General features: G+C 28.0%; 8 protein-coding genes and 1 pseudogene. 8 read left to right on the top strand and 1 reads right to left on the bottom strand.

Translation table 11 applies throughout. The features are described 5' to 3' along the window. The 7 genes and pseudogenes from NSA58_RS11220 to NSA58_RS11250 all read left to right on the top strand — a co-directional run. Positions 1 to 199, top strand: a 199-nt coding sequence (locus NSA58_RS11220) for a hypothetical protein (RefSeq protein WP_257560474.1), incomplete at its 5' end; no start/stop codon positions are given. Positions 200 to 378: 179 nt separating this feature from the next. Continuing rightward, on the top strand, positions 379 to 1,233 hold the full coding sequence (locus tag NSA58_RS11225; protein WP_257560475.1) for a MurR/RpiR family transcriptional regulator: 855 nt from the start codon (positions 379 to 381) through the stop codon (positions 1,231 to 1,233). A 62-nt stretch (positions 1,234 to 1,295) separates the two neighbouring features. After that, complete coding sequence (gene rpiA, locus NSA58_RS11230) at positions 1,296 to 1,934, top strand: ribose 5-phosphate isomerase A (protein ID WP_079764872.1); 639 nt, start codon at positions 1,296 to 1,298, stop codon at positions 1,932 to 1,934. Positions 1,935 to 1,939: 5 nt separating this feature from the next. Further along, positions 1,940 to 2,779: an aldo/keto reductase gene (locus NSA58_RS11235; protein WP_039681072.1), complete on the top strand. Its 840-nt coding sequence runs from the start codon at positions 1,940 to 1,942 to the stop codon at positions 2,777 to 2,779. 159 nt (positions 2,780 to 2,938) lie between these two features. Further along, positions 2,939 to 4,411 carry a hypothetical protein gene (locus tag NSA58_RS11240; protein ID WP_074080135.1) on the top strand — a complete coding sequence of 491 codons (1,473 nt, stop codon included), beginning with the start codon at positions 2,939 to 2,941 and terminating at the stop codon, positions 4,409 to 4,411. A 129-nt stretch (positions 4,412 to 4,540) separates the two neighbouring features. Next, positions 4,541 to 4,933, top strand: coding sequence for a hypothetical protein (locus NSA58_RS11245; protein WP_039680721.1), 393 nt, complete (start codon positions 4,541 to 4,543; stop codon positions 4,931 to 4,933). 175 nt (positions 4,934 to 5,108) lie between these two features. After that, positions 5,109 to 6,270, top strand: a pseudogene (locus tag NSA58_RS11250) (IS256 family transposase). Positions 6,271 to 6,523: 253 nt separating this feature from the next. Here NSA58_RS11250 and NSA58_RS11255 read toward each other — a convergent pair. Then, positions 6,524 to 7,099, bottom strand: a complete 576-nt coding sequence (locus NSA58_RS11255) for a nitroreductase family protein (protein WP_039678618.1) — start codon at positions 7,097 to 7,099, stop codon at positions 6,524 to 6,526. A gap of 154 nt (positions 7,100 to 7,253) precedes the next feature. Here NSA58_RS11255 and NSA58_RS11260 point away from each other — a divergent pair. After that, positions 7,254 to 9,354: DNA topoisomerase III (locus NSA58_RS11260; RefSeq protein WP_257560476.1), on the top strand; the 2,101-nt coding region annotated here is incomplete at its 3' end.

Consider the following 9,354-nt stretch of genomic DNA (forward strand, 5'->3'; position numbering starts at 1 on the left):
AGAAATGGATGTAATAGCAGATAAAATAGTGGAAATGCTAAATGAAAAAGAAGAAATGAGAATAGGTAAAATAGCTAAAGTACTTATACACTCAGGTTTAGTTCAATCAAGCTATGAAGCAGACAAAGTACTTAAATATAGAAAAGATTTATTTATAAGTCCCAAAATGGGAATTTGGAGACTTGTGGAAAGTGAATAATATTTTTACTAAAAAGCCGTTGATTTGATATCAATGGCTTTTATTATAGGTGAAAATCACTTTTGGGAAACATGAATGTGAAGGTGTATATAAAAATTATTTTCATAGAAAATATGTTTACAAAAATAATTTTTATTAGTATTATTATGATAAAGAAAATATTTCAAGGAGGTAGGAATATGGAAAAAAACAAATCTGTTATTGATATTATTTTTGCTGAATATAACAACTTTTTTGATGCAGAAAAGAAAATAGCAGACTATATAGTAAATAACAGAGAGAAACTAATAGATATGACTATTTCCGAGTTAGCAGAGTCTGCCGGAGCAAGTGAGGCAACTGTGACAAGATTCTGTAAAAAGTGTAATCTAAAAGGGTTTCATCATTTGAAAATAACCCTAGCAAAGGAAGTTGTAGATTTAAAAAAAGATGAGATTTCTATTTCTGGAAATGTTAGTGAGGATAATATAAGCCTTTCTCTCAATAATATTTTACTTAATAAAATTGAAGAATTAAAACAGACAGTTTCCATGATAGATGAAGGCGATTTTAAAGAAATTTTAAATATAATAAAAAAAGGAAGAAGTGTGCAATTTGCAGCAGTGGGAAATACCATACCTGTAGCCTTAGATGGATGTTATAAATTTAATCAGATAGGAATTACAGCCATTGCAAATACCATATGGGAAACTCAAATAGCATATACTTATAATTTATCAAATGAAGATGTGGTTATAATAATTTCGAATTCTGGTGCATCAAGAAGGTTGATCGATGTGGCAAAGGCTGCAATGGAACAAGGGGCAACTACCATAGCAATAACTAATAGTGATAATTCAGCTTTGGCAAAAATTTGTAATCATCATATTAAGACAGCAACGAGGGAAAAATTATTTTTAGAGGAATATTATTTTTCTAGAATTTCGGCTATGACTGTAATAGAGATATTATATCTGTTTTTAACTGTGGGAAAAGAAGATGTGTACAAAAATCTTAGTAGACATGAACAGTCCATTGCTGATGATAAAATTTAGAAAAATAAATTAGCTAATGATAAAATTTAAGGATTGTATAATTTTTGGGGGAGGACAGAATTTTGAAAAAGACTTGTGCAAAAGAAGCTTTAAAATATATTAAAAATCATTCAATAATTGGTTTAGGTGGAGGAAGTACTATTTCTTATCTTGTTTCTTATATAAAAGAAAGCAAACTAGATGTGAAAATTGTTACTCCATCTTGTGAAACAGAAAAACTTTGTAGAGAAAACAACCTAAAAGTACTTGAAACTTCATCAGTAAATGAATTATCGGTTGCATTCGATGGCTGTGATGAAGTTGACTATAACTTAAATGCTTTAAAAAGTTGTGGAGGAATACATACTAAGGAAAAAATAGTAGCTACAATGGCAAAAGATTATATTTTACTTGTGGATGAAAGTAAAGTTTCTGAAACACTTAAATTTAAATATCCTGTAGTTTTAGAAATAGTACCAGAAAGTAAATCTCTTGTTGAAAAAAGAGTAAAGCAACTAGGTGGCCAAGTTAATATGAGAAATGATATATTAATGGAGGTAAAATTTGATTTAGAGCATGTAGAAAATATTGCCAAATTAGACGAGGATTTAAAGGGAATAATTGGTGTAATTGATACATCTTTATTTTATAATATAGCTACAAAAGCAATAGTAGTAGAAAAAGAGGGAGTAAAATTAATAGAGTGTGAGAGAGGGGCTTAATCAAGATGGGTGAAAATTTTAAAGTATTAAATAATGGGGTAAAAATACCTTCAATAGGTTTTGGAACTTACAAATCAGGTAGTGATGAAGAAACTGCAAAAATAGTGAAGTATGCTCTAGAAACTGGATATAGACAGATTGATACAGCATCATTTTATGGAAATGAAGTAGGCATAGGTAATGGGATAAAAGAAAGTAAAGTTAATAGAGAAGATATATTCTTGGTTACTAAACTTTGGAATGATGATCATGGATATGAAAAAACAATGGAAGCTTTTAATAAATCTTTAGAAAGTCTACAAGTGGAGTACATAGACTTATATCTTGTTCATTGGCCAAACAAGTTGAATAATGAAACATGGAAGGCTTTTGAAGAACTTTATGAAAGTGGGAAAGTAAAAGCTATAGGAGTTTGTAACTTTAAACAAGGTCATTTGGAAGAATTAATAAAAAATGCAAAAATAAAGCCGATGGTAAATCAAGTGGAAATGCATCCTACAAATCAAAAAAAAGAGCTAGTTGAATACTGTGATAAAAATGAAATTCAATTAATTGCATGGAGTCCAATAATGAGAGGAAAAATATTTGAAAATGAGCTTATGATGAGTTTATCGCAAAAATATAAAAAATCCATAGCACAAATAGTATTAAGATGGCATACTCAAAGGGGTATAATTCCAATACCAAAGTCAGCAAATGAGTGCAGAATAAAAGAAAATCTAGATATTTTTGATTTCGAAATTTCTAAGGACGATATGATGAAGATTGATTTATTAGATGAGGGATATGATGCATCTGTAACAGGAGTACCGGAAAATACAACTTATTTTGAAGTTATAAAATAAGAATGTGAATAGTAGTACCAATTGAATAAAATATATTGAAATAAGTAAGAGCTGTAAATGATTTGTTTACAGCTCTTACTTATATTAATACAATTAAAATATATAGCGGATCATATGAGGGAAGCAAATTTTTATAAAAGAAAGATATATGGAGGCATGATGAATAAAATAAAGATTAATCTTAATTGCAATCTTAATGAGTTCTTACATAATTGGGAAAAAGATGTGGAGGAGTACACATTAAAAAAATTAAATAAAGGAAAATATGAAACTTTTCTAGGTAATATAAATGATGATGAAATATTTTTGAGTTTTTGTAGTAACGATAAAAAAGTAAATATTTCAATGACTTGTTTTAAGGGGAAAATTATTGAGAAAGAAGATAAGTTATATATAGAAGGAAAATTTACAGTTCCATTTTTTAAAAAGATTGTGGCTTTGTTTATGGTATTTATAACTTTAGTGATGATTATTGGATTAGAACTTAGTATTTTTACTTTATTTCCATTTTGGTTACTGTCAGATATATGTGTGAGATTTTTTCATCATTACGATTATGTAAAAGAAATGTTGATTAATAAAATTAAAATATTAGGTAATTCAAAAGCTGATTATGTTTGTTGTGATAAATATAAATTAAGCAAAACTAAAAGAAAAATATTACATTTAATAGGAGTAATATTGATTTTAATTAGTATCTTTACATATTTAAAAATGATTGGAAATTATAATCAGCAAAGGTTATGCACTATACTTGGCTTTGTAGGAATTATATTGTCAGTTTATTTTAATAAGGAAAAAAGAAGAGAAATGCTAATAGGAAAGGAAGAATTTTCATTAATAGAAGAATTATACTTAAATGGATATGAATATGGAGATAAAGATTTAGATGAAATAGAAGATACTTTATATGAAGAGGATTATAAGTTTAATATAGGTGATTTATTAAGGATATTATTTATTGGTATTATATCATTTAGTATAATTGCCATAATAATTAATCTAGGAATGGGAAGTTATAAAATTCCAAAAGAATTTACCATAAACAAAACTCAACGACCTAACTATTTTGTAACGCAATTTTTAGTTGACGATGATAAATTTTATATTGAAAAAGCCTTTAATGGTAGTGTAGAAGTATATGATAAAAATGGAGACTTTTTAAATACTGTATGGATAGGCAAAAATGAAGAGTTTATTAATGCTTATTTAAATGATAAAGAAAATATATTTATGTTAAGTACAGACAGTGAATATGAAAATTACTATTTATATGTAATAGATAAAGATAAATTTACATTAAAAGATAAAATTCAACGTAAAGAAGAGGATGTAGAAGAATTTGAATACTCTAATCCATATGAAGGTATGACTTTTCTAGAAAGTATTGCAGAAGATATTTATCCAACAGCAAAAAAAGATAATACAAGATATAAGTTGAAATTTAATAAAATTATAGTAAATGAGAGAGAAGATCAAGTTATAAATTTAGAAAACTCAAAACTACTCCCTCTGCCAATGGGTTTATTAATAATATTTGTATTTGTAAGTTTAAGTGGAATGTACATAATAGAGTATATAGAGTATAAAATGACAATTAAGAAGTACATATCTAAAAGAAAAAGAGTATAAATGTAATAATATGGAAATTTAAACAGCTTACAAAATGCAGCATGAAGGTAAAAGCATAAGAAAAAATATAAATAAGTGATAAAATTAATGTATTAAACGGAAATTAGTGACTATATGGGGAGAATTTAAATGAATATAATTATTGAGTACTTATGGGTTATAGTTGTAGTAATTGGAGTAATCGTATCTATTATAATAGGATTGAAAGAAGTATATAAATATATTGTGAAGAAATTAAAAACAAAATCCATACGAAAAACCAGAGTAAGAGTAGTTGTTAAAAATAAGTATTATTCTCCAGGCTCAGGACCTAAAGTACCAAGTGTAGGGGTAAGCATAGAGTCCACCTCATATAGAGTGGAGGTTATTTACCATGAACAATTATATATATTACATAATAAGAAAGTTTTTGAGTCTGTAGATATAGGAAATACTTTAGAAATGAATTTAGTAGAAGTAGTTGATAAGAATGAAAATATAATAGATTCATATTTAGAAGTTATTTCAAGTAAATATAAGTAATATACACAAAAACACTAGTTAAAAAACCATGCCTTAGAATTGAAAATGCGGTAATGTAAAATAATTTGTGCTTATGATGAAATAAATACTCCTTTATGGCAATGATAAAAATATAAAGTCAATGCCGGAAAGGGTATTTTTTATGAGTACATTAAAGAAAGAATTAATAAAATAAATTATTGCAGATGGATCACTTAGTAATCCAGTTGATATTCAAAATTATCTAAAAGATATGTTTAAAGATGTAATTCAAGAAATGTTAGAACAAGAACTTGCACTTGAACTTGGTTATGAAAAAGGCGATAGCCAAAATAAAAATACTGATAACATACGAAATGGAAGTAGTAAAAAACTGTCAAATCACAATTTGGAGATATAGAACTAGATATTCAAAGAGATAGAGATGGAAACTTTGAGCCTCAAGTAATTCCAAAGCATACAAGAGATATTTCTGGATTAGAAGAAAAAATTATTTCGCTTTATGCACGAGGAATGTCCACTAGGGATATACATGATCAAATAAAGGATTTATACGGTATTGAAATTTCTGCAGAACATGTAAGCCATATAACTGACCGTGTAATTGAACATGAAAAAATGTGGAAAAATAGACCTCTTGATACAGTATATCCATTTGTATTTATGGATGCTATACACTACAAAGTAAGAGATGAGTCAAAAATTAAAAATAAAGTCGCATATGTGATTTTAGGTGTTAATAAAGATGGATTTAAAGATATTTTAGGCATATGGATAGGTGAAAATGAAACATCAAAGTTTTGGTATAGTGTCATAACGGATCTAAAGAATAGGGGTGTAAAAGATGTTCTAATTTTTAGTGTTGATGGTTTACCAGGTTTTAAATAAGCTATAAGCGCTAGCTATCCGGAGTCAGTTATATAATTCATCAAATAAGAAATACATTCAAATATGTATCCTACAAGGATTCTAAGGAACTTATGAATGATTTTAAATATGTTTATAAGGCTGTAAATGAGTCAGAAGCCTTAGCGGCTTTAGATGTCGTTGAGCAAAAATGGGGGAAAAAGTACCCTACAGCAATAAGAATTTGGAGAGACAATTGGGATGTTATCTCACTATTCTTTAGTTTTCCACAAGAGATAACAACGATTATGTATACTACAAATATAATTGAAGGTGTTAATAGACAATTTAGAAAAGTAACAAAAACAAAATCCACTTTCCCATCAGATATATCATTGCTAAAAATGCTTTATTTAGCAAGTCAAAATATAATGAAAAAGTGGACTATGAGATATAGAAATTGGGATAGTATTTATAACCAACTATCTATATTCTTTGATGGTAGAATATAAATTTTAAAAATCTATATTCAGATTTTGTTGAAGTATAAGGGTTAAAAAAATTCCTTAAACTTCACTAGATTTAGTTCTACCACTTTACAATTAAATATCCAAATTATGAATATTTAACAAAGTATTACAAATATTATAAGTAAATCAAATTGCGATAGAGGAGCGAAATTACTCTAAAGCACAAATTAATTTACAACCTCGAAAATTGCTAAGGCGTGGCTTTTTCATAGGGTAAAATATCTAAAAAAATACTTTATTCAACTATCAACTCATGTAGAACAATTTTAGGTACATGATGTGTTTTATCATCATCCATCCAATACTTCACATCATCACCCTCATGAATATCTTCCACAATAACTTCTTGAGCAGGTTTTCCAATTGCAAGAGCTATATGTATTATATAATCATCAGATAAATTTAATACTTCAGCAATTTTTTTCCTATTTAAAGCTCTAATCATACAACCACCAAGATTTTTTTCTACAGCACCCAGCATTATGGCTTGGCTTGCTATTCCCATATCACAAGCTAAAATAGGATCAGTTAAACTTCCTTCTTTGGAAACTACTAAAATAATACCAGTAGGTCTTTCACCTTCTACTGGTCCACTCCAATCTTTCAGATAAGCAGCCCATGCAAGATAAGGATATATTTGTTTTAAAACTTCCTCTTTATATATAGGAATAAATCTTAAATACTGACCATTTTTGCCACAAGGACAAAATCTAGTCAAATCTATTAGTTCTACTAAATCTTTTCTATCTAATTTATAATTTTCATCAAAGACTCTATAACTTCTGCTTCTTTTTACTAAATCTTTTATCACAATATCACTCCCTAATTTATAATATAATAATAGTTTAGCACATACCTATGAAGCAGGCTGAATATATGGTAAAATTATTATCATAAAAGTCATAAAATGACATAATAATGAAATAAATTATTTTAAAAAGTATTTAAAATAAGGAAGGATTAAAATGAAAAAAATATTAGTATTAGCAGAAAAGCCTTCAGTTGGAAGGGACATAGCTAGAGTATTAAATTGTAATAAAGATAAAAATGGATATATAGAAGGAAGTAAATATATAGTAACTTGGGCACTAGGTCACTTAGTAACACTGGCAGATCCAGAGAGTTACGGTGAAAAATACAAGTCGTGGAAAATGGAAGACTTACCAATACTTCCACCCAAATTAAAAACTGTAGTTATCAAGAAAACATCTAAGCAATTTAACACAGTAAAAGCACAATTAAATAGAGAAGATGTGAGAGAAATTGTAATAGCAACAGATGCAGGAAGAGAGGGAGAGCTTGTTGCCAGATGGATACTAGAAAAAGCTCACGTGAAAAAACCTATTAAACGTCTTTGGATTTCATCAAGTACAGATAAAGCAATAAAAGAAGGTTTTGAAAAATTAAGAGATGGTAGACAGTACAATAATTTATATCATTCTGCCATAGCAAGAGCAGAGGCTGACTGGTTTGTGGGAATAAACGGAACTCGTGCACTTACAACAAAATACAACGCACAACTTTCTTGTGGTAGAGTCCAAACACCAACTTTAGGTATGATTTTAAAAAGAGAAGAAGAAATAAGAAAATTTGTACCTAAGGAATACTACTCTATAGAGATTTCTACTAAAAAAGGAAGTTCTAATTTTAAAATGAATTGGGTAGACAAAAACAATAATACAACTTCTTTCAATGAAGAAAAAGTAGAAAATACAGCAAAGAAATTAAATAATAAAGAAATAAAAATAACTGATGTTAAAAAAGTGGATAAGAAAAGATACTCTAAACCTCTTTATGACTTAACAGAATTACAAAGAGATGCAAATAAAATATTTGGTTTCTCAGCAAAGGAAACACTTTCTATTATGCAAAAACTTTATGAACATCACAAAGTTCTTACATATCCAAGAACTGATTCTAGATATTTAACTACTGATATAGTAGAAACTTTAAAAGATAGAGTAAAAGCTGTTAATGTAAGTGATTATTCAAAGGTTTGCACTAAATTATTAAAAACTAATATAAAAGGAAACAAATCATTTGTAGATAATTCAAAGGTAAGTGATCACCACGCAATCATACCAACAGAAGAAAGAGTATTCCTTGGTGATTTAAGTGACAAAGAAAGAAAAATCTATGACTTAGTAGTAAAAAGATTCTTAAGTGTACTTTGCCCTCCTTTTGAATATGTGGAAACAACAATAACTGGAACATGCGAAGGTGAAAACTTTAGAGTAAAAGGAAATAAAGTAGTTAACCTTGGATTTACAGAAGCTTATGGCGATGATGAAGATGAAAAATTAAACACTATTCCAGAGATATTAGTAAATGATGTATTAAAAATAGAAGAAGTAAAAGTTAAAACTGGAAAAACTAATCCACCACCATATTTAAACGAAGCAACCCTACTAACAGAAATGGAGAAAAATAATTTGGGAACAGTTGCCACAAGAGCAGATATAATAGAAAAATTATTTAATTCTTTCTCAGTGGAAAAGAAAAACAACAAAGAGTTACATATAACTTCTAAAGGAAGACAGTTACTAGACTTGGCACCAGAAAAACTAAAAACTCCATCACTAACAGCAGAGTGGGAGAAAAAACTTACTGATATATCAAATGGAAAAGCAAACAAAGATGCTTTTATAGAAGATATAAAATCATACACTAAAGAAATAGTAAAAGAAATAAATAGAAGTGATAGCAAGTTTAAACATGACAATTTAACTAAAAATAAGTGTCCTAACTGTGGTAAATTTATGCTTGAAGTTAATGGTAAAAAAGGAAAAATGCTTGTTTGTGAAGATAGAGAATGTAACACAAGAAAAACAGTATCACAAATAACAAATTCTAGATGTCCAAACTGTCATAAAAAACTAGAACTTAGAGGCGAAGGTGAAAATAAAATATTTGCATGTGCTTGTGGATATAGAGAAAAATTATCTGCATTCAATAAAAGAAAAGCAGAAGAAAAAAGCAAGGGATCTAAAAAAGATATACAAAAATATCTAAAAAATCAAAATAAAAATGAAGAAACTTTCAACAACCCATTTGCAGAAGCTTTAG

This window comes from Terrisporobacter muris (genome assembly GCF_024621905.1).
Classification (GTDB): Bacteria; Bacillota; Clostridia; order Peptostreptococcales; family Peptostreptococcaceae; genus Terrisporobacter; species Terrisporobacter muris.

What these genes read in the sequence shown, in the direction of transcription:
- NSA58_RS11225 (WP_257560475.1), top strand. Translation starts at nt 379, where the DNA reads ATGGAAAAAAACAAATCTGTTATTGATATTATTTTTGCTGAATATAAC.
- NSA58_RS11235 (WP_039681072.1), top strand. Translation starts at nt 1,940, where the DNA reads ATGGGTGAAAATTTTAAAGTATTAAATAATGGGGTAAAAATACCTTCA.
- NSA58_RS11240 (WP_074080135.1), top strand. Translation starts at nt 2,939, where the DNA reads ATGAATAAAATAAAGATTAATCTTAATTGCAATCTTAATGAGTTCTTA.
- NSA58_RS11245 (WP_039680721.1), top strand. Translation starts at nt 4,541, where the DNA reads ATGAATATAATTATTGAGTACTTATGGGTTATAGTTGTAGTAATTGGA.